18 protein-coding genes are annotated in these 19,113 nt (G+C 69.4%); 4 read left to right on the forward strand and 14 right to left on the reverse strand.

Features of this window, described 5'->3' with window-relative positions:
* Positions 1–24: 24 nt before the first annotated feature.
* Positions 25–606: a CHRD domain-containing protein gene (locus ABGI63_RS02835; protein WP_349740937.1), complete on the reverse strand. Its 582-nt coding sequence runs from the start codon at positions 604–606 to the stop codon at positions 25–27.
* Positions 607–787: 181 nt separating this feature from the next.
* Between ABGI63_RS02835 and ABGI63_RS02840 the strand changes: the two genes are divergently transcribed.
* The 3 genes from ABGI63_RS02840 (at position 788) to ABGI63_RS02850 (ending at position 2,437) form a co-directional block, all read left to right on the forward strand.
* Positions 788–1,243, forward strand: a complete 456-nt coding sequence (locus tag ABGI63_RS02840) for a hypothetical protein (protein ID WP_349740938.1) — start codon at positions 788–790, stop codon at positions 1,241–1,243.
* 92 nt (positions 1,244–1,335) lie between these two features.
* On the forward strand, positions 1,336–1,860 hold the full coding sequence (locus ABGI63_RS02845; RefSeq protein WP_349740939.1) for a DUF1579 domain-containing protein: 525 nt from the start codon (positions 1,336–1,338) through the stop codon (positions 1,858–1,860).
* 1 nt (position 1,861) lies between these two features.
* Entirely contained in the window at positions 1,862–2,437 is a 576-nt protein-coding gene (locus ABGI63_RS02850; protein ID WP_349740940.1) for a YdeI/OmpD-associated family protein, read from the forward strand.
* 30 nt (positions 2,438–2,467) lie between these two features.
* Here the strand turns inward: ABGI63_RS02850 and ABGI63_RS02855 are convergent, their stop codons facing one another.
* From ABGI63_RS02855 to ABGI63_RS02880, 6 genes are all read right to left on the reverse strand, one after another.
* Positions 2,468–2,953, reverse strand: coding sequence for a carboxymuconolactone decarboxylase family protein (locus ABGI63_RS02855; protein ID WP_349740941.1), 486 nt, complete (start codon positions 2,951–2,953; stop codon positions 2,468–2,470).
* 65 nt (positions 2,954–3,018) lie between these two features.
* Positions 3,019–3,963, reverse strand: coding sequence for an RNA polymerase sigma factor SigJ (gene sigJ, locus ABGI63_RS02860; protein WP_349740942.1), 945 nt, complete (start codon positions 3,961–3,963; stop codon positions 3,019–3,021).
* Between the two features lie 36 nt (positions 3,964–3,999).
* Positions 4,000–5,052, reverse strand: coding sequence for a tRNA preQ1(34) S-adenosylmethionine ribosyltransferase-isomerase QueA (gene queA / locus ABGI63_RS02865; protein WP_349740943.1), 1,053 nt, complete (start codon positions 5,050–5,052; stop codon positions 4,000–4,002).
* A gap of 84 nt (positions 5,053–5,136) precedes the next feature.
* A complete protein-coding gene (locus tag ABGI63_RS02870; protein WP_349740944.1) occupies positions 5,137–5,322 on the reverse strand; it encodes a hypothetical protein in 186 nt (61 codons plus the stop codon).
* A gap of 273 nt (positions 5,323–5,595) precedes the next feature.
* Positions 5,596–5,904: a hypothetical protein gene (locus ABGI63_RS02875; protein ID WP_349740945.1), complete on the reverse strand. Its 309-nt coding sequence runs from the start codon at positions 5,902–5,904 to the stop codon at positions 5,596–5,598.
* Entirely contained in the window at positions 5,901–6,332 is a 432-nt protein-coding gene (locus ABGI63_RS02880; protein WP_349740947.1) for a DoxX family protein, read from the reverse strand. Before ABGI63_RS02880 ends, ABGI63_RS02875 begins: the two co-directional genes overlap by 4 nt.
* A 143-nt stretch (positions 6,333–6,475) precedes the next feature.
* Between ABGI63_RS02880 and ABGI63_RS02885 the strand changes: the two genes are divergently transcribed.
* The gene (locus tag ABGI63_RS02885; RefSeq protein WP_349740948.1) at positions 6,476–7,396 is read left to right on the forward strand and encodes a LysR substrate-binding domain-containing protein; all 921 of its coding nucleotides are present in this window, start codon (positions 6,476–6,478) and stop codon (positions 7,394–7,396) included.
* Here ABGI63_RS02885 and ABGI63_RS02890 read toward each other — a convergent pair.
* The 7 genes from ABGI63_RS02890 to ABGI63_RS02920 all read right to left on the reverse strand — a co-directional run bounded on the left by ABGI63_RS02890 (position 7,375) and on the right by ABGI63_RS02920 (position 19,000).
* Positions 7,375–8,148: a substrate-binding periplasmic protein gene (locus ABGI63_RS02890; protein WP_349740950.1), complete on the reverse strand. Its 774-nt coding sequence runs from the start codon at positions 8,146–8,148 to the stop codon at positions 7,375–7,377. The genes ABGI63_RS02885 and ABGI63_RS02890 overlap by 22 nt on opposite strands.
* Before the next feature lie 108 nt (positions 8,149–8,256).
* Positions 8,257–9,189: a transglutaminase family protein gene (locus ABGI63_RS02895; protein WP_349740951.1), complete on the reverse strand. Its 933-nt coding sequence runs from the start codon at positions 9,187–9,189 to the stop codon at positions 8,257–8,259.
* Positions 9,186–11,825 (reverse strand): circularly permuted type 2 ATP-grasp protein, encoded by a 2,640-nt coding sequence (locus ABGI63_RS02900; protein WP_349740953.1) that lies wholly within the window; start codon positions 11,823–11,825, stop codon positions 9,186–9,188. Before ABGI63_RS02900 ends, ABGI63_RS02895 begins: the two co-directional genes overlap by 4 nt.
* A gap of 66 nt (positions 11,826–11,891) precedes the next feature.
* Complete coding sequence (locus tag ABGI63_RS02905; RefSeq protein ID WP_349740954.1) at positions 11,892–15,314, reverse strand: transglutaminase family protein; 3,423 nt, start codon at positions 15,312–15,314, stop codon at positions 11,892–11,894.
* A gap of 42 nt (positions 15,315–15,356) precedes the next feature.
* Positions 15,357–16,295, reverse strand: a complete 939-nt coding sequence (locus ABGI63_RS02910; protein WP_137944280.1) for an alpha-E domain-containing protein — start codon at positions 16,293–16,295, stop codon at positions 15,357–15,359.
* A 3-nt stretch (positions 16,296–16,298) separates the two neighbouring features.
* Positions 16,299–17,732 carry a circularly permuted type 2 ATP-grasp protein gene (locus ABGI63_RS02915; RefSeq protein ID WP_349740955.1) on the reverse strand — a complete coding sequence of 478 codons (1,434 nt, stop codon included), beginning with the start codon at positions 17,730–17,732 and terminating at the stop codon, positions 16,299–16,301.
* Positions 17,733–17,851: 119 nt separating this feature from the next.
* A complete protein-coding gene (locus tag ABGI63_RS02920; RefSeq protein ID WP_349740956.1) occupies positions 17,852–19,000 on the reverse strand; it encodes an aminotransferase class V-fold PLP-dependent enzyme in 1,149 nt (382 codons plus the stop codon).
* Positions 19,001–19,113: the final 113 nt, after the last annotated feature.

Here is a 19,113-nt window from a genome sequence, read left to right on the forward strand (position 1 = left end):
TTGGGCGCCCCTCAAGCTCTCGAATCAGCCCCTGCGGCGGCGCACGGCCAGTCCGAGCAGGCCCAGCCCGCCCAGCATCAGTGCGGAGGTCCCGGGCTCGGGCACGACCGTCACAAAGGTGCGGATCTCGCCGCCCGGAAAATTATTGGTGTGGATGTTGAAGTAGGCCTGTCCCGACGCCAGGTTGGCGATGAGCCGGGCCTCAGCGGACGCCGCGGTGCCGCCGCTGCCGGTCAGGAAGGTGCCGCCGTACTGCGTGGTGTCGGTGAGGTCGATGATCCTGGTGTAGGAACCCGACGCCACGCCCAGCGGGAACAAGGGCAGCATGCCGCCCTGCGCCAGCGCCACCCCGGCGGTGCCGGCGTTCGCGTTGAGGGTGCAGCAGTGGATATGGGCGTTGGTCGTCACACCCGACAGCCCTGCCCATGTGGCCTGGATCAGCAGGGTGTGGCCGTCGCTGTCGTACTCCAGGGCCAGCGTGCCCGATCCGGAGGCGCCCGGCACCTCGGCGCCGAAGCTGCCGGCGAAGTGGGTCGAGTGTGCCGAGGCTGCCGCCGAGCCAAGCAGGAGTGCGGCCGAGAGCAGGACAGTGGAAGCAGATCTCATCGTCGTCTCCGTGGGGTGGCTTGTGGAGCTGCGATTGAGCACCGCGCGCCCAGCGCTGGGAACCCCCTAACAACCAGCCCCGGTCTGCGCCTCGAATGCAACAACCCCAAAGGGTGATTCCCTGCCAGGCGACGGGTGAACATACTGGCCGCCGGACGGTTAAGCCTTGCGGAGGACGAGCATGACGGGTTTGCTGAATCGCTGGTTCGGGCCCCGGCCCGCCGAGGCCCCGCTGGCGCCGCTGCGCGACCCGGCGCTGGGCCCGCTGCGCTGGGACGAGGACGCCGAGGGCTGGGTCGGCGAGATCGCAGGGGCCGAGGCCGGCGCCGCCCGCCTCTATCTCGGCGCCGGCTCGGCCCGCCAATACCCGAGCGAGGCGATGCTTGGCCTGCTCAGGGAGCCGAGCCGGGAATTTTTCAGGCTGGTGCCGCTGGCCCGGGACTATCTGTGCGAGAACATGGACATGGACGCCTGGCTGGCCGACCCGCAGGCCTTCCGGGTCCAGGGGCTGGAGTCCTACAGCCACCACCTGGCCGAGGGCGTCTACACCATCACCTTCACGAACGGCGACAGCGAGGCCGTCTGGAAGGTGCACTTCCAGGACGGGCGGCCGGTGGATTGCGGCATCGACGACTGAGGCCGGCACGCGGCCGGGTTGGAGGCTTGCTGCCATAACGCTGTCTGTAGCCCCATGCACACTGCGGAACCCAATTCAGCAGGCCTCCGACCATGAGCCAGCCCAGCGCCGCCCCCGCCGATTTCGATTTCATCATCGGCCACTGGACCGTTCACCATCGCCGCCTGAGAGAGCGCCTGGCGGGCTGCAGCGAGTGGCAGGAATTCAGCGGCAGCTCGAGCACGCGGAAAATCCTCGGCGGCTTCGGCAATGTCGAGGACAACCTGCTGGCCCTGCCGAAGGGCGAGTACCGGGCTGCGGCCCTGCCGAAGGGCGAGTACCGGGCTGCGGCCTTGCGCTCCTTCGACCCGGCCAGCGGGCAATGGTCGATCTGGTGGCTGGACGCGCGCCGACCGCAGGGGCTGGATGTGCCTGTGGTCGGACGCTTCGCCAAGGGTATCGGCAGCTTCTTCGCCGACGACGCGCTGGACGGGCGGCCGATCCGGGTGCGCTTCCTCTGGTCGGTGCCGGCCTCGGGGCTGCCGCGCTGGGAGCAGGCCTTCTCGGCCGATGCCGGCCAGACCTGGGAAACCAACTGGACCATGGACTTCAGCCCCGCCCCCGCCGACACTGCCTGAAATGAGCACCCCCGCCCCGCAGTTCTTCCGCGATGCGCTGGCCTGGCGCGCCTGGCTGCAAGCCCATGCCGCGAGCGCCACCGAGCTGCTGGTGGGCTTTCGCAAGGTCGGCACGGGCGCGGCCGGCCTGCGCTGGCCCGAGTCGGTCGACGAGGCGCTGTGCTTCGGCTGGATCGACGGGGTGCGCAAGCGCATCGACGACGCGCATTACCAGATCCGCTTCACGCCGCGCCGGCCCGGCTCGATCTGGAGCCAGGTCAATATCGACAAGGTCGCACGACTGCAGGCCGAGGGCCGCATGAGGCCGGCCGGGCTGGCGGCCTTTGCACTGCGCAGCGCCGAGCGCTCGGCCATCTATTCGCACGAGCAGGCCGAAGTCGCCGAACTGCGGCCCGAGGAGCTGCACGAGTTCCGCCGCGCCGCAGCGGCCTGGGCATTCTTCGAGGGCAAGGCGCCGCCGAGCTACCGCAAGCGGTTGCTGCACTGGGTCTGCAGCGCCAAGAAGGACCCAACCCGCGCGGCCCGTCTCGCCAAGCTGATCGCGGCCTGCGAGCGCGGCGAACAGCTGGGATGGTGAGCCGGCGAGGAAAGCCCGCTGCCGGCCCGCTCAGGCCAGCCCGGCCTTGTCCAGCCCGAAGGCCTTGTCCTGCGAGCCGGGCACGGCCGCGAAGCCGATGGCCAACCGGTTCCAGCCGTTGATGCCGATGATGGCGAAGCTCAACTCGGCCAGCTCCGGCTCGCTGAAATGCTCGCGCACCGCCTGGAATACAGCCTCGGGCACGCCCTGCGGCGGCAGCTGGGTGAGCACCTCCACCCAGGCCAGCGCGGCGCGCTCGCGCGGCGAGAACAGTGGCGATTCGTGCCACACGGCCACATGGTGCAGGCGCAGCGCACGCTCGCCGTGCAGGGTGGCTTCCTTGACATGCATGTCCACGCAGAAGGCGCAGCCATTGAGTTGCGAGGCCCGCAGGGTGACCAGATCATGCAGCGCAACGTCCAGCACGCCCTTCTTGAGGGCCATGCTGAACTCGACATATTTCTTGAACAGCTCGGGGGCCTGCTGGGCGTAATTGAGGCGTTGTTGTTGCGACATGATGAAGGACTCCTTGGTTGAGGGATGGCTGCGGCGGCAAGCAGAGCATTTGCCGCGCTCACTCCTCAAGACGAGGCAGCCTTTCCTTTTGTGACAGCCCAGGCTTCGGCCAGGCGGCGCAACTTTTCCGGATTGCGCTGGGTGTGGATACGGATGATGCGCAGCCCATCGGTCTCCAGGCTCTGGGCCGACTCCAGCCGTCCGCCTATGAAGCGCAGCAGGCCCCATTCGCCATTCAAGCGCACCAGTTCCAGCTGCTGCACCGCCTCGCCGCGCTCGCTGCGACGCCAGACCGCGAAGTACAGCCGCGCGACGCGCGACGCGCCGGCCAAGACCTTGCCGAAGCTGGGCACGATGCCGCCGCCATCGCTGATCAGCTCAGCGTCTTCGGCCAGCAGGGCTTGCAGCGCGGCGAAGTCGCCCTTGCGTGCGGCCTCGGCAAAGCCGGCCAGCAGCCGGTAGTGCTGGTCCGCCGAGACCCGCTGTCGCGGCCGCCCGTCCTTCAGCTGCAGCTTGGCGCGCGAGACGATCTGGCGGCAGGCGGCCTCGCTCTTGCCCAGCGTCCGCGCGAGCTCGGCGTAGTCGGCATCGAAGACCTCACGCAGCAGGAAGGCCGCCCGCGCCTCGGGGCCGAGCCGCTCCAGCAAGGCCAGGAAGGCCACCGAAATATCGTCGGCCCGCTCCAGCAAGGCTTCCGGCGTCGCGGGCGGATTGTGCTGAGGGGTCGTCGGCGGCAGGTCGTCCAGATCGAGCCGAGGCTCGGGCAGCCAGAAACCGACGTAGTGGGCCCGCTGGGCCTTGGCGCTGCGCAGCCGGTCGATGGCCAGACGGGTGGTCACCGTGACCAGCCAGGCTTCGGCGTTGGCCAGGCCCGTCGTGTCGGCTTCATGCCAGCGCAGCCACACGTCCTGCACCAATTCCTCGGCGTCGGCCACCGAGCCCAGCATCCGGTAGGCAATGCCCTGCAGCCGGGGCCGCAGGCGGTCAAAGAAGCGGGTCGCGTCGTCCATGACGGTGAAGACGTTGGGCGCGACCTGTTTGTGACATCAGCCCTTTTGCCTGTCCAGCAGCATCGCATCGCCATAACTGAAAAACCGATACCTCTGCGCGATCGCATGCCGGTACAGCGCCATGATGGGCTCATAGCCGGCAAAGGCCGAGACCAGCATCATCAAGGTGCTCTTGGGCAGGTGGAAGTTGGTCACCAGGCGGTCGACGACACGGAACTCGAAGCCCGGCGTGATGAAGATCTCGGTTTCGCGCGCACCGGCCTGCAGCACGCCGCCCTGGGCCGCCGACTCCAGCGCCCGCAGGGTGGTCGTGCCGACCGCGACGACCTGGCCGCCGGCGGCCTTGCAGCGCGCGATGGCCGCCACCGTCTCGGGCAAGACCTGGAACCATTCGCTGTGCATCTTGTGCTCGGCCAGGTTGTCGACCCGCACCGGCTGGAAGGTACCGGCGCCCACATGCAGGGTCACGTGGGCGGTGGCCACGCCGCGCTCGGCCAGCCGCGCCAGCAGGGCTTCGTCGAAATGCAGGGCCGCCGTCGGCGCGGCCACAGCGCCGGGCTCCTTGGCGAAGACGGTCTGGTAGCGGCGCACATCGTCGGCGCTGTCGCCATGCTCGATATAGGGCGGCAGCGGCACATGGCCGTGGGCATCGAGCAGCGTGAAGGGATCGCCAGACAGGCGCAGGTGGAACAGGCCGTTGTCCGGCCCGCAGCGGCCCAGCACCTCGGCCTGGAAGGCACCATCGGCGAAGCTCACGATGGCGCCGGCTTTGGGGCTCTTGCTGGCGCGCATATGGGCCCAGACTTCGTGCGTGCCGGGCAGCACGCGCTCCACCAGGGCCTCCACCGCGCCGCCGCTGGCCTTGGCGCCATACAGCCGCGCCTTGATCACCTTGGTGTTGTTGAACACCAGCAGATCGCCGGGGTTCAGCAGCTCGGGCAGCTCGCGGAACACGCGGTCCACCGGGGTCGCCGCGCGGCCGTCAAGCAGGCGCGAGGCGCTGCGCTCGGCGGCGGGGTGCTGGGCGATCAGCTCGGGCGGCAGCTCGAAATCGAAGTCGGCGACCGTGTAGCGGGCGGGAGTGGACATGAGGGGGTTGAGGGCCGGACAGACCCGTGCCAAACGCTGGGGGCCGGATTGTCACATGGCCGCCCCTCCCCTCGGGCCACCGCCCTACTGGCCCCGGCGACGCCCCAGCAGAAAGCCCACCGCCCCAAGCCCGGCCAGCGCCAGCGCATAGTTCGGCGACTCCTCCACAGCCCGGGCCTCGGCGGCGGACTGCGCGCCGGCCCTGTTGTTGTCAACGCGGCTCTGCGCCGTGAAGGACTGCGGGGATTCGAGCCCCGTGGTGGACATCATGGCCGCATCCCCGGCCGCTGCCCAGGCCCCTCCGGCCGTCGTGAGGGCCGCCATGGCGACCAGTTTCCGAATTGCCAACGCTCGCATAGATACCTCCCGGTAGAACAAACAGATGGTTTCTACCGATAGCGGATTGCATATCTCATGCCAGCCCGGTCACCCCCGGATTCAGGCCCGAAACAGCCATGACGGCAGGCTTTTGCGCACCGGCTTGACGCAAGGCGCTCGCAAGGGCGGCAGGGAGCGGCCATTTTTGTGCGCCGCAACAAAGAGCTATTTGCGCTGGCAGGCCGGCGGATTGGTCATGCCGAAGGACAGCAGGTTGCCGCCGTTGATGGTGCAGCTGTATTCCTTGCCATCGCGACCGCGCAGGATGGCATAGGTGTTGGTGCCCGAGGTGGTGCGCGACTGCAGCTTCAGATCGGCCGATGCCAGGCCCAGGGTGCCGGCCGATTCGGCGATGACGCGTTCGTCGCTGAGCATATTGGTGCTGCCGGCGAGCGTCGAGCAGCCGGTCATCTGCAGCAGCAGCGCGGTGCCGGCGATGAGCGTCAGTGAGCGTGCGAGGCGTGTTGGTTTCATGAGGTCGGAGACTTCCTGTTGGATGACGGTGAGGGTGGATGCTGCAAGGCGAGCGCGAGCAGGCAGACGATCAGCAGCACCGAGTACTCCGAACCGTTGCGACCCAGGCCCACGACGAACCAGCCCGCCTGCGCATGCACCAGTGCAATACCCATGGCATAGAGGCCGGCCAGCACCAGGCACAGCGGCGGCACCCAGCGGCCCAGCATCAGCAGCACGGGGCCGACGATCTCCAGACCGGTGATGCCTATGGCCAGCGCCATGCCGCCCGGCCAGCCCTGCCCCTGCAGCCAGAGGCCGAAGGGCTGGACCGCGCCGAACCAGGCCCGGGCCAACCCATGCGCCGCGATCAGCCCCGCCAGCGTGAAGCGCAGCAGGGCCCAGGCCAGGGCCTGGCGTTGTTGGTGACGGAGCGGAAGCTGGGGCATGGGGTGGCGATGGGATACTGGTGCTATGCCTGTGTGACAGCTTTTGCATCATCTCAAGCAGCGCGTCATGGGAGCAAACGGAACTTCTTGATGCTTAGCCTTAATTTCATTGAGCCTACTCCCCGGCCAGCCCGCACTGATCGATGAACCCGCAACGTCTCCCCCCGCTGCCGGCGCTGCGCGCCTTCGAGGCCGCCGCCCGGCATATGAGCTTCGCGCGCGCGGCCAGCGAGCTGCATGTCACGCCGGCCGCGGTCAGCCACCAGATCAAGCAGCTGGAGCAGTGGCTGGGCCTGGCGCTGTTCCGGCGCAGCGCCAACGGCGTGCTGCTGACAGCCGCCGGCAGCGACTACGCGCTGCGCATCCGCGACGCCTTCGAGCGCCTGGTCAGCACCAGCTGCGCGGTGCGCGATCATCAGCAGCGGCCGGTGGTCAGGATTCGCACCCAGTTCAGCGTCGCCGCCCTGTGGCTGACGCCGCGCGTGGCGGCGCTGAGCCGCCAGCGCCCCGAAGTCGAGATCAGACTGATCGCCGCGCTGCACCGCGCCAGCGGCGGCATGAACGCCGATATCGGCATCTACTTCCGGCGCGACGATCTGCCCGGCCACCGCCAGCTGCCGCTGCTGACTGGCCAGTTTCGCGCCTACGCGGCGCCGTCGCTGATCGGTCGCGCCCAGGACCTGCGGCCGGCCGATGTCGCGACGCTGCCGCTGCTGCATCTGAGCGCCGAAGACCGGGGCTGGCCCTCACCGGGCTTTGCCGAGTGGTTCGAGCAGGCCGGCGTCGCGGTGCCGGCCGCACTGCCCGGCCTGCGCTTCAATCTCGCCCATATGGCGGCGACGGCCTGCATGCTGGGCGCCGGCGTGGCGCTGCTGCCGGACTATCTGTGCGGCGACGCGCTGCGGCAGGGCAGCCTGGTGCCCATCCCCGGCCCGGCCCTGGACGCGCCCCACCCCTACTTCCTGATGTGCAAGGACGAACCGGACGAGGCCGTGGCCTGGGTGCGCGATGCGCTGCTACGCGATGCCAGCGACGCGGCGTCTCACTGCCAGCGCGCGCCCTGACGCAAGAGCTCGGCGATGCGGCCACCGCTCTGCAGCTGGGCCAGGCCGCTGTCGAAGGCCGCCGCCATGCGCTCGGTCTCCGTCCGGCCCCTGGCGAACACCGTGTACAGCGGCACCTCGCTGAGCGCCGGCTCCAGCCAGGCCTGGCGGGCGGCCTGCTCGCGCAGCTCGGTGTCGAGCAGATGGAAGGCCACGCCCTTGTCGATCAGGGCCAGCTCGACCCGACCGGCCAGCAGCTTGCGCAGATTGGCCAGGTCGTCGACGGCCGGGTCCACCGTCAGCCGCGCGCGCTCGAAACGCTCGGGATTGGCATAGCCCAACACCGTGCCGATGCGCAGGCCGGCCAGCTGCGACAGCTCGTCGACCTTCAGGCCGCTGCCGGCGCGCGCCATGAAGCCAATCCGGTTGATCAGGCCCAGGTCGCGCGGGAAGCGCATCGTCGCGGCCCGCTCGGCGCTGTGCCAGGTGCCGATCACGCCGTCGTGCAGGCCCTGGCGAAACTCCGACAGCGCCCGCGCCCAGGGCCGGAACGCCAGGCTCATGGTCCAGCCCGAGCGCTCCAGCGCCGCGCGGGTGATCGCGCAGGCAATGCCGCCCCCGGGCAGGGTGGCCGAGGTATAGGGTGGAAACTCGGTGGCCACCAGGCGGGCATGCAGCGGCGCACTGCGTGCCGCAGGCGGCAGCAGCGCCGCACCGGCCGTCAGTGCCAGCGCCGCGATCTGCCGCAGGCCGTCCCGACGCGAACTACTCATCACACAATCCCCAACGATTCCTGCGGCAAGCGTAGCGGAAGTTGATGAAAGCTCGTGCCCAACGCGGCACATCAAAGCGCGAGAAGCGGACCGATGCCACGAACCGGCTCACAAGGGCTCGACCGTCACCGCCACCTTGGGATGGGCCTGGCCGCCACGGATCACGCCGCGCAGCGGCGCGACGTCGGCGTAGTCGCGGCCCCAGGCCAGCGTCACATGGTCCAGGCCGACCGGGATGTTGTTGGTCGGGTCCAGCGCCAGCCAGCCCTGCTCGGGGCACCAGACGGCCGCCCAGGCATGCGAGGCGTCGGCGCCGACCAGCTTGGTCTTGCCCTCGGGCGCGCGGGTCAGCAGGTAGCCGCTCACATAGCGGGCCGCCAGCCCCAGCGAGCGACAGGCGCCAATCATCACATGGGCAAAATCCTGGCAGACGCCGCGCTTGAGCGCCAGCGCCTCGGTCGCGCGGGTGCCGACATGGGTGGCCAGCGGCTTGTAAGCGAACTGGCGGTAGATCAGCTGCATCAGCGCCAGCGCGCCCTCGGCCAGCGGCCGGCCGGGCCTGAAGGCCTGGCGGCCGAAGGCGGCCAGCGCCGCATCGCGGGGCACGAACTCCGAGGCCAGCGTGAACTCCACCGCCTCGCTGCGCACCGCGCCGGCGTGGTAGCGCAGCGACTCGGCCACCGCTTCCCAGGCCGGGCTGGCCAGCGGATCGATCAGCGGCGGCGCGCTCAGCCCCACCTCGAAGCCGCTGCTGACCGCCAGCCGCTCATGCACCTGGGCATGGCTGAACACCAGGCGGGCATTGCCCCAGGGATCGGTGCTGAACAGCTCGGGCGGCACCTCGGCGGCCGGCCAGCCATCGGGCGCCGGCTCCACCGTCAGCCGCCAGCCGCGCACCTGCTGCTGCGCGGTGCTGCGCGGGCTCAGGCAGGCCAGGTGATGGGCCAGCTCGACCGGCGAGTCGTAGTCGTAGACGGTGTCGTGCTGGACCCGCAGCCAGCGCTCGGGGGCGGCGATCGCAGCGGTGCTGGACGCGCTCATTGCCACACCCGCTGGTCGTGCGAACCCACATGCGAGAACAGCTTGCGGCCCAGCGCCACCGACAGCGCCTGCGCCTGCTCGCTGCAGCCCTGCAGCTGGGCCACCAGCTCGGGGTAGGCGCCGGCGGCATCGGGCGTGCACAGGCGCTCGAGCAGCCATTCGTCGGGCTGCGGCAGCGGCGCGACGACCTCGGCGGCCCAGCCCAGCTCATGGCGCGCCAGCTTGACGAAGCGGCCGCGCAGCGTGCGCGCGACCCAGGCCAGCGAGCGCGGGTTGTCGGTGTCCTGCACCAGCAGATGCAGCAGCGGCGGCACCTCGCGGCGGGCCTGGAACTTGGCGCGGTAAGTCATCGTCGAATCGAACAGGCCCAGGAGCAGCATGAAGCCCTCGTCGCTGCGCTGCAGGCCGCGCTCGAAGCCGGCGGCCAGCGCTTGCGCGAGAAAGTCCAGGCGCTCGACCTGGCGGCCGACGCTGAGCAGGCGCCAGCCGTCGTCGCGCGTCATGCGGTCGGTCTGGGCGCCGGTGATCGCGGCCAGATGGGTGGCGGCGCGCGCCAGCAGGCCCAGCGCATCGGCGCGCGGGTCGGCCGCGCCCTTGTCCAGCACCGCCTTCATATGCTGGCTGAAATGGTCGCCGACCTCATGGATCAGTTTCCAGTGCTCGGTCGACAGGCGCTCGCGCAGCGTCTGGCCGCAGGACTGCAGGGCGCGCAGATTCCAGGCCACGCTGGTCGAGGCCTTGGTGTCGGCCAGCGCATGCAGCAGCGAGCGCTCGAAGACGCGCGGCGCCTGCTCGGCCGCGGGCACGCTCTCGCCGACCAGGCCATGGCGGCGCGCCAGCTCGTCGAGCAGCGGCAGCAGCTCGGCGGCACGATCGTCGCGCGCAGCGGTGGCCAGGGCCTCCAGGCTCAGCTTGGCCAGGCGCACGCTGTTCTCGGCCCGCTCGGTGTAGCGGCCCAGCCAGAACAGGTTCTCGGCCGAGCGGCTGGTGACGGTCCAGTGCGCGCCGGTCAGGTCGGCGGCGGTCAGGGGCTTGGGCAGCAGGCTGGTGGTGTCGATCTCGTCCTCGGTGCGCACCCAGGTGTCGGCGCTGGCGCTGCCATTGCGCATCGACAGCCAGGGATCGGCGCCGCCGTCGCGCCGGCTGGCCACCCGGGTCAGCGCGCCGGGCATCACATGCCAGCTGCCGGCACCGTCGGCCACCGCGAAGACGCGCAGCACCGCATCGCGCGGCTGCAGATGGCCGTCGCGCCAGACCGGGGTTTCCGAGGGCCGCAGCCGCGCCTGCAGGGTATGGGCGGCCGGATCGGCGGCGATGCGGGCCAGCAGCGCGGCGCGCTCGCCGGCGCTCAGCGCGGCCACCGCCTTGGGCGCGAAGCCCTGGGTGGTCTCGCTGGCCGGAAAGGTCGGCGCGACCACATAGTCATCGAGCTGGTCCTCGTGGGCGCGCCAGGCGGCGTCCTCGCCGCACCACCAGGCGGTGGTGGCCGGCAGCAGCAGCTCCTCGCCCAGCAGCTCGCGGGCCACGGCTGGCCAGAAGCCGGCCAGGCCGGGGCTCTCCAGCCAGCCCGAGCCGGGCGCATTGGCCAGCACCACGCCGCCGGCACGCAGCGCCTGCAGCAGGCCCGGCACGCCCAGCGTCGAATCGGAGCGCAGTTCCAGCGGGTCCAGGTAGTCGTCGTCAACCCGGCGCAAGAGCACATGGACCGGCTCCAGCCCGTGCAGCGTCTTCAGGAACACGCGGTTGTCGCGCACCGTCAGGTCGCCGCCCTCGACCAGGCTGATGCCCAGGTAACGGGCCAGGAAGGCATGCTCGAAATAGGTTTCGTTGTGCGGGCCCGGCGTCAGCAGCGCGACGCGCGAGCGCTCGCCCTCGGGCGACAGCCGCATCAGCCCCTGCAGCAGGGCCTGGAAGCTGGCGCCGACGCGCTGCACCGACAGTTCGCGGAAGGCCTCGGGGAACTGCTGGGCGATGATCAGCCGGTTTTCCAGCATATAGCCCAGCCCCGACGGCGCCTGCGTGCGCTGGCCCACCACCCACCACAGACCGTCCTCGCAGCGCGCCAGATCGAAGGCCACGACATGCAGGTGCACGCCGCCGGGCGGCTGGCAGCCGTGCATGGGGCGCAGGTACTGCGGATGGGCGAACACCAGCGAGGGCGGCAGCAGGCCGGCGTCGAGCAGGCGGCGCTCGCCATAGACATCGGCCAGGGTCTTGTTGAGCAGATGGGCGCGCTGGATCACGCCGCGCTCGATGCCCTGCCACTCGTCGGCATCGACCAGCATGGGCAGCAGCTCCAGCGGCCAGACCCGCGCCGAGGTCTCGCCGGACATGCCTTCGCTGTAGACGTTGTAAGTGGCCCCGTCCTCCTGGACACGGCGCTGCACGCGGGCGGCGCGGGCCTCCAGATCCTGCCAGCCGGCCACGCCGGTGGCCTGGAAGAAGCGCTGCCACAGCGGCGCCATCTCCGCCGCGCCATTGCCGGCGGCGCTCAGGCGGCCACGCAGCTCGTCATGGTGGCCGGGTTTGCCGCGCAAGGCGGCGGCAGCGGCCAAGGCCACCGCATCGGGGAGGAGTTCGTCCTCGGGCAGCAGGCTGGATTGCTGCGCCCGGGCGCTGAAAAGACTGGAGGACATGTGCACATCATGCCCTGTGGGCGGCCCGCCTGGCAGCGGGGGCCGCCCATTCGGGTGTCGTCATGCTCAGCGACCGACCCGGCGCAGGTCCAGCGTGAACGGGAATTCCAGGCTGCGCTGCGGCGGCCGGGCGTCCACCGTGCCGGGCGTGTGGCCCAGCGCCGAAAAGCGCGACAGGCGCCGGCTCTCGGCCTCGTAGCTGTTGACCGGCAGGGTCTCGTAGCTGAGGCCGCCCGGGTGCGCGACGTGGTACTGGCCGCCGCCCAGCGAGCGTTTCATCCAGGTGTCGACCAGATCGAAGGTCAGCGGCACATGGACGCCGATGGTCGGGTGCAGGGCCGAGGGCGGGTGCCAGGCCCGGTAGCGCACGCCGGCCACATACTCTCCGACCCGGCCGGTGGGCTGCAGCGGCAGCGTGATGCCGTTGACGGTGACGCGGTGGCGCGGCTCGACCAGGCCGGTAATCTTGACCTCGATGCGCTCTAGCGAGGAGTCGACGTAGCGCACCGTGCCGCCGGCCGAGCCCTCCTCGCCCATCACATGCCAGGGCTCCAGCGCATTGCGCATCTCCATGTGCACGCCGGCCACGCTGATCTCGCCGGCCTTGGGAAAGCGGAACTCGTAATGCGGCGCGAACCACTGCGCATCGAAGCCGTAGCCGGCCAGACCCATGTCCTCGATGACGTCGTCGAAGTCCATCTTGACGAAGCTGGGCAGCAGGAAGCGGTCATGCAGCTCGGTGCCCCAGCGCACCAGCGGCGCGCGGTAGGGGTCCCTCCAGAAGCGCGCCACCAGCGCGCGCAAAAGCAGCTGCTGGACGATGCTCATGCGCGCATGCGGCGGCATCTCGAAGGCGCGCAGCTCCAGCAGACCCAGGCGGCCGGTCGAGCTGTCGGGCGAGTAGAGCTTGTCGATGCAGAACTCGCTGCGATGGGTGTTGCCGGTCACATCGACCAGCACATTGCGCAGCGAGCGGTCCACCAGCCAGGGCGGCATCGCATCGCCATAGATGGCCTTGCTGCGCTCGATCTCGCCCAGCGCGATCTCGAGCTCGCGCAGCTGGTCGTTGCGGGCCTCGTCGACGCGCGGGGCCTGGCTGGTCGGGCCGATGAACATGCCCGAGAACAGATAGCTCAGGCTTGGATGGTTGTGCCAGTAGGCCAGCAGGGAGGCCAGCAGATCGGGCCGGCGCAGAAAGGGCGAATCGGCCGGCGTGGCGCCGCCCATCACGAAATGGTTGCCGCCGCCGGTGCCGGTGTGGCGGCCGTCGAGCATGAACTTCTCGGTCGAGAGCCGGGTCTTCCAGGCTGCGTCGTAGAGGAATTCGGTGTGCGCGACCAGCTCGCCCCAGTTGTGGGCCGGGTGGATATTGACCTCGATGACGCCGGGGTCGGGTGTGACCTGCAGCATCTTCAGGCGCGGGTCGCGCGGCGGCGGATAGCCCTCCAGCACGATCTTGACGCGCTGCGCGGCGGCCGTGGCCTCGACTGCGGCCAGCAGCTCCAGATAGTCCTCCAGTTTTTGCAGCGGCGGCATGAAGACATAGAGCACGCCGCTGGCCTGGCCGACCTTCTCCGCCTTCGGACCACTGGCGCGGCGCGGGTCGCGCACCTCGACGCACAGCGCGCTGCGGGTGATCCAGTGGGCGCTCTGGAAGCGCTCGGGGCGCTGGCTCAGCGGCACGGCGCTGCCTGAGGCGGCAGATGCGGTTGGCGCGGCCGGCGGCAGCCCATGGCCCGGTGCCGGCCAGGCCGGGAAGGTCGGTGTCTGCGCGCGCAGCTGGGCAGCCGCCGGCAAGGCGTCGCGCGGCGCGAACGGGTCCTGCTCGATATGGAAGGGGAACTCCGCCTCGCTGACCCAGGGCAGCGAATCCAGCGGCAGGCGGTAGCCCATCGGCGAGTCGCCGGGGAACAGGTACATGCGCTCGTCGCGGAAGAACCAGGGGCCGCTGACCCAGGGCGCGCCGGCCAGGCCGGGTGCATCGCCCTTCTTGATCGGCAGCACATAGCCGACCACATGGTCCAGGCCCTGGGCGAAGACGCGACGCAGCCGGCTGCGCTCCATCTCGTCGTCGAGCCTGGACTCGAAGGGGTCGACATTGACCGGCAGGCGGCGCTCACGCCACAGGTAGTACCAGGTGTCCTCGTAGCCGGGCTGGACGAAGCCTTCATCCAGGCCCAGGCGCGCCGTCAGGCCCTGCATGAAGCGCTGGGCATCGGCGCTGGTGTAGGCGTGCGGATCGCGCTCATCGGCGATCAGGGTCGGGTCTTGCCAGCAGGGCTCACCATCGGCACGCCAGAAGATGGACAGCGCCCAGCGCGGCAGCTGCTCGCCCGGGTACCACTTGCCCTGGCCGAAGTGAAGAAAGCCGCCCTGCCCGTACTCGGCGCGCAGGCGCTGCAGCAGGGCCTGGGCATAGCTGCGCTTGGTCGGGCCCAACGCGTCGATATTCCATTCGGCGCCGTCACGGTCGTCGACCGAGACAAAGGTGGGCTCGCCGCCCATGGTCAGGCGCACATCGCCGGCCAGCAGCTCCGCATCGACCTGCTCGCCGAGCTGCAGCACCTCGGTCCACTGTTCTTCGGTATAGGGCTTGGTGACGCGCGGCGACTCCCAGATGCGGGTCACGCTCATCTCGTGGCCGAACTCGACCTCGCACTTGTCGACCGCGCCGCTGATCGGCGCGGCGCTGGAGGGCTGGGGCGTGCAGGCCAGCGGGATATGACCCTCGCCGGCGAACAGGCCCGATGTGGGATCCAGGCCCACCCAGCCGGCGCCGGGCAGGAAGACCTCGCACCAGGCGTGCAGATCGGTGAAGTCGACCTCGGTGCCGCTGGGGCCGTCGAGCGCCTTCTGGTCGGGGGTCAGCTGGATCAGATAGCCGGAGACGAAGCGCGCAGCCAGGCCCAGATGGCGCATCAGCTGCACCATCAACCAGCCCGAGTCGCGGCAGGAACCGGAGGCCTTGGCCAGCGTCTCCTCGGGCGTCTGCACGCCGGGTTCCATGCGTATCAGATAGGAGATGTCCTGCTGCAGGCGCTGGTTCAGCATCACCAAAAAGTCGATGGTCGGCAGCGGCTCCCGGTCGATCCCGGCCAGATAGGCCGCAACCAGCGGTGTGGCTTCATCGGCGATCAGATAGGGCGCCAGCTCGGCGCGCTGCTCCGCTTCGTAGGTGAAGGGGAAGTGCTTGGCATGGGGTTCGAGGAAGAAGTCGAAGGGGTTGAAGACCGACATCTCGGCCACCAGATCGACCGTGACCTTGAACTCGCGGGTCTGCTCCGGGAACACCAGGCGCGCCAGATAGTTGGCGAAGGGGTCTTGCTGCCAGTTGATGAAATGGCCCTCGGGCTCGACCCGCAGCGAGTACGAGAGGATGGGCGTGCGGCTGTGCGGCGCCGGACGCAGGCGCACGACCTGGGGGCCCAGGCTGATGCGCCGGTCATAGCGGTAGTGCGTGACATGCTTGAGCGCGACGTGGATGGACAAGGCGATTCCTTTGAGGCTTTGTGTGGGGGTCCGAGGCGCGGGTCAGGCCGCCGGCATCAGGAAGTCGCGGCTGATGCCGGCACCCAGTTCGCCGACGCGGTTCAGGAACTGGTCGAGGAACTCGTGCATGCCGCCGGCCAGGATCTCGTCGATGCGGCCATAGGCCAGCTCGGCGTGCAGTCGCCCGGCCTGGCGCTGGGTCTCGCCGGAGTGTTCGTTGGCGACCCGGTCGAGGTTGTCGACCAGTCGCGACAGGCAGTGGGCCAGCGAGCGCGGCATATTGCTGCGCAGTATCAGCAGCTCGGCCACCTTCTCGGGCTGGATCACATTGCTGTAGACCTTGCGGTAGATCTCGAAGGCCGAGACCGAGCGCAGGATGGCCGACCAGTGATAGAAGTCGTAGGCGCTGCTGCCGGCGCCGCCCTCGGGCGCCTGGAACTTGACGTCCAGCAGGCGGGCGGTGTTGTCGGCCCGCTCCAGGAAGGAGCCGATGCGCAGGAAGTTGAAGGCCTCGTCCTGCAACATCGTGCCGACCGTGACCCCGCGCGACAGATGCGAGCGGAACTTGACCCACTCGAACAGCGCCGAGGGGTCGCGCAGCAGCAGACCATCGGCGATCAGGCGCTTGAACTCCAGCCAGGTCTGGTTGGTGGTCTCCCAGGCCTCGGTGGTCAGCGCGCCGCGCACCGCGCGGGCGTTCTCGCGCGCCGCGCGCAGGCAGCTGATGATGGACGAGGGGTTGCGCTCGTCGCGCACGATGAAGTCCTTGACACGCTTGGCGTCGATCTCGCCATAGCGGTCCTGGTAGTCCTGGCTCAGCTCCGAGATCGACAAGAGGGCGCGCCAGCCCTGCTCGGCCACCTCGGGTGATTGCGGCAGCAGCGAGGTCTGGTAGTTGACGTCCAGCATGCGCGCGGTGTTCTCGGCCCGCTCCATATAGCGGGCCAGCCAGAACAGATGATCGGCGGTTCTTGACAGCATCGCTCAGTCCTCCAGGACCCAGGTGTCCTTGGTGCCACCGCCCTGGCTGCTGTTGACCACCAGCGAGCCCTCCTTCAGCGCCACCCGGGTCAGGCCGCCCGGCACCATCTGCACCGTGCTGCCCGACAGCACAAAGGGTCGCAGATCAATATGACGGGGCGCTATGCCCGAGTCGACAAAGGTCGGGCAGGTGGACAGGCTCAGGGTCGGCTGGGCGATGTAGTTGGACGGCTTGGCCAGCAGCTGAGCGCGGAAGTCTGCGATCTCCTGCTGCGTCGCGGCCGGGCCGACCAGCATGCCGTAGCCGCCGGCGCCGTGTACCTCCTTGACGACCAGCTCGCCCAGATGGTCCAGCACATAGGCCAGATCGTCCTTGTCGCGGCACAGATGGGTCGGCACATTGTTCAGAATCGGTTTCTCGCCCAGGTAGAACTCGACCATCTTGGGCACATAGGGGTAGATGGACTTGTCGTCGGCGATGCCGGTGCCCACCGCGTTCGACAGCGTCACATTGCCGGCCTTGTAGGCGGCGATCAGGCCCGGACAGCCCAGCGTGGAGTCGGCGCGGAAGACCTGGGGGTCGAGGAAGTCGTCGTCGAGACGGCGGTAGATCACATCGACCCGCTTCGGCCCGCGCGTCGTGCGCATGAAGACGCAGTCCTTGTCGACGAACAGGTCCTGGCCCTGCACCAGCTCGACGCCCATCTGCTGGGCCAGGAAGGCATGCTCGAAATAGGCCGAGTTGTACATGCCCGGCGTCAGCACGACCACGGTGGGATCGACCACGCCCTGCGGCGCCACGCTGCGCAGGGTCTCCAGCAGCAGGTCCGGGTAGTGCGCGACCGGCGCGATGCGGTGCTGAGAGAACAGCTCGGGAAACAGCCGCATCATCATCTTGCGGTTTTCAAGCATGTAAGACACGCCGGAGGGCACGCGCAGATTGTCTTCGAGCACGTAGTAGCTGCCCGAGCCATCGGGCATGGCCGCGCGCACGATGTCGACGCCGGCGATGTGCGAGTAGATGTTCTTCGGCACCGCCACGCCCATCATCTCGGGCCGGAACTGCGCATTGCGCAGGATCTGTTCGGCCGGCACGATGCCGGCCTTCAGGATGGCCTGCTCGTGATAGACATCGTGGATGAAGCGGTTCAGCGCGGTGACGCGCTGGCGCAGGCCGGCTTCGAGCTCGCGCCACTCATGGGCCGGGATCACGCGCGGGATCAGGTCGAAGGGGATCAGGCGCTCGGTGCCCTCGCCGCCGTCCTTGTCACCGTAGACCGCGAAGGTGATGCCGACACGGCGGAAGATCAGCTCCGCCTCCTCGCGCCGCGCATACATGGTCTCGACCGGCTGCTGGGCCAGCCAGCGCTCATAGGCCTGGTACTGCGGGCGCGCCCGGGCATCGCCGCCATGCATCTCATCGAAACCGGATCTCATCGAGGCTCTCCTCTCCCGGGATACAGAGCAATAAGCGCACCAGCTTTGAGCCGGGGGCGATGCACCAAGAGCCGCTGCGGCTCACCGCCGACGCACCAGCGCGGGGCGCGCCCGGTCAATCAAGCGGCGGCGGCATCGGCACCGAGGATGCGCTCCAAGGCCGCGCCCAGACTGGCCACGGTGCGATCAGGCTGGTGCAGCTTGTCCAGGCCGAACAGCCCGATGCGGAAGGTCTTGAAGTCAGGGCCCTCGTCGCACTGCAGCGGCACGCCGGCGGCGCTCTGCACGCCCTCGGCCAGAAAAGCCTTGCCGCTGTGCAGGCCGTCGTGGTCGGTGAAGCTGACCACCACGCCCGGGGCCTGGAAGCCCTCGGCCGCGACGCTGCGCAAGCCCTTGGACTGCAAGAGCGCGCGCACCCGCTGGCCCAGTGCCAGCTGCTCGTCGCGCAGGCGCTCGAAGCCGTAGTCGCGGGTCTCCAGCATCACATCGCGGGTGCGGGTCAGCGCATCGGTCGGCAAGGTGGCGTGATAGGCATGGCCGCCACCCTCGTAGGTCTCCATGATCTGCAGCCACTTCTTCAGATCGGCCGCGAAGCTGGTACTCGTCGTGGCATCGATGTGCGCGCGGGCGCGCTCGCTGAGCATCACGAAGGCGCAGCAGGGCGAGCCGCTCCAGCCCTTCTGCGGCGCGCTGATCAGCACGTCGACGCCGGTGGCGGCCATGTCCACCCACAGCGCGCCCGAGGCGATGCAGTCCAGCACGAAGAGCGCGCCGACCTCATGGGCCGCCTCGGCCACCGCGCGCAGATAGCTGTCGGGCAGCAGCAAGCCGGCGGCAGTCTCGACATGGGGCGCGAACACGATCTCGGGCTGCTCGGTGCGTATCGTCGCCACCACCTCCTCGATCGGCGCCGGCGCAAACGCGGCCTGCCGCGCGCTGCTGACAGGTCTTGCCTTCAGCACCCGCTGCTCGGCCGGGATCTTGCCCATCTCGAAGATCTGGGTCCAGCGGTAGCTGAACCAGCCATTGCGTATCACCAGGGTCTTGCGGCCGCTGGCGAACTGACGCGCCACCGCCTCCATGCCGAAAGTGCCGCTGCCCGGCACGACGATGGCCGAGCGGGCGCGATAGACCTCCTTCAGCACCGCGGAGATGTCACGCATCACGCGCTGGAACTTCTGCGACATATGGTTCACCGCACGGTCGGTGAACACCACCGAGTATTCGAGCAGGCCGTCGGGGTCGACGTCGGGGAGTAATCCAGGCATGGGGGTCTCCAAAGTGCTGGTGGTACGGGGTGTCCCAGTCGCAGGCCAGCTTATCACCAGCAGCCCAAGCGGCCGCGCCCACGACCGGGGCGAGACGCAACAAACGAAACCTG

The sequence above is a fragment of the Roseateles cavernae genome (genome assembly GCF_040187885.1).
Taxonomy (GTDB): Bacteria; Pseudomonadota; Gammaproteobacteria; order Burkholderiales; family Burkholderiaceae_C; genus Roseateles_E; species Roseateles_E cavernae.

What these genes read in the sequence shown, in the direction of transcription:
- ABGI63_RS02835 (WP_349740937.1), bottom strand. Translation starts at nt 606, where the DNA reads ATGAGATCTGCTTCCACTGTCCTGCTCTCGGCCGCACTCCTGCTTGGC.
- ABGI63_RS02840 (WP_349740938.1), top strand. Translation starts at nt 788, where the DNA reads ATGACGGGTTTGCTGAATCGCTGGTTCGGGCCCCGGCCCGCCGAGGCC.
- ABGI63_RS02845 (WP_349740939.1), top strand. Translation starts at nt 1,336, where the DNA reads ATGAGCCAGCCCAGCGCCGCCCCCGCCGATTTCGATTTCATCATCGGC.
- ABGI63_RS02850 (WP_349740940.1), top strand. Translation starts at nt 1,862, where the DNA reads ATGAGCACCCCCGCCCCGCAGTTCTTCCGCGATGCGCTGGCCTGGCGC.
- ABGI63_RS02855 (WP_349740941.1), bottom strand. Translation starts at nt 2,953, where the DNA reads ATGTCGCAACAACAACGCCTCAATTACGCCCAGCAGGCCCCCGAGCTG.
- sigJ (WP_349740942.1), bottom strand. Translation starts at nt 3,963, where the DNA reads ATGGACGACGCGACCCGCTTCTTTGACCGCCTGCGGCCCCGGCTGCAG.
- queA (WP_349740943.1), bottom strand. Translation starts at nt 5,052, where the DNA reads ATGTCCACTCCCGCCCGCTACACGGTCGCCGACTTCGATTTCGAGCTG.
- ABGI63_RS02870 (WP_349740944.1), bottom strand. Translation starts at nt 5,322, where the DNA reads ATGATGTCCACCACGGGGCTCGAATCCCCGCAGTCCTTCACGGCGCAG.
- ABGI63_RS02875 (WP_349740945.1), bottom strand. Translation starts at nt 5,904, where the DNA reads ATGAAACCAACACGCCTCGCACGCTCACTGACGCTCATCGCCGGCACC.
- ABGI63_RS02880 (WP_349740947.1), bottom strand. Translation starts at nt 6,332, where the DNA reads ATGCCCCAGCTTCCGCTCCGTCACCAACAACGCCAGGCCCTGGCCTGG.
- ABGI63_RS02885 (WP_349740948.1), top strand. Translation starts at nt 6,476, where the DNA reads ATGAACCCGCAACGTCTCCCCCCGCTGCCGGCGCTGCGCGCCTTCGAG.
- ABGI63_RS02890 (WP_349740950.1), bottom strand. Translation starts at nt 8,148, where the DNA reads ATGAGTAGTTCGCGTCGGGACGGCCTGCGGCAGATCGCGGCGCTGGCA.
- ABGI63_RS02895 (WP_349740951.1), bottom strand. Translation starts at nt 9,189, where the DNA reads ATGAGCGCGTCCAGCACCGCTGCGATCGCCGCCCCCGAGCGCTGGCTG.
- ABGI63_RS02900 (WP_349740953.1), bottom strand. Translation starts at nt 11,825, where the DNA reads ATGTCCTCCAGTCTTTTCAGCGCCCGGGCGCAGCAATCCAGCCTGCTG.
- ABGI63_RS02910 (WP_137944280.1), bottom strand. Translation starts at nt 16,295, where the DNA reads ATGCTGTCAAGAACCGCCGATCATCTGTTCTGGCTGGCCCGCTATATG.
- ABGI63_RS02915 (WP_349740955.1), bottom strand. Translation starts at nt 17,732, where the DNA reads ATGAGATCCGGTTTCGATGAGATGCATGGCGGCGATGCCCGGGCGCGC.
- ABGI63_RS02920 (WP_349740956.1), bottom strand. Translation starts at nt 19,000, where the DNA reads ATGCCTGGATTACTCCCCGACGTCGACCCCGACGGCCTGCTCGAATAC.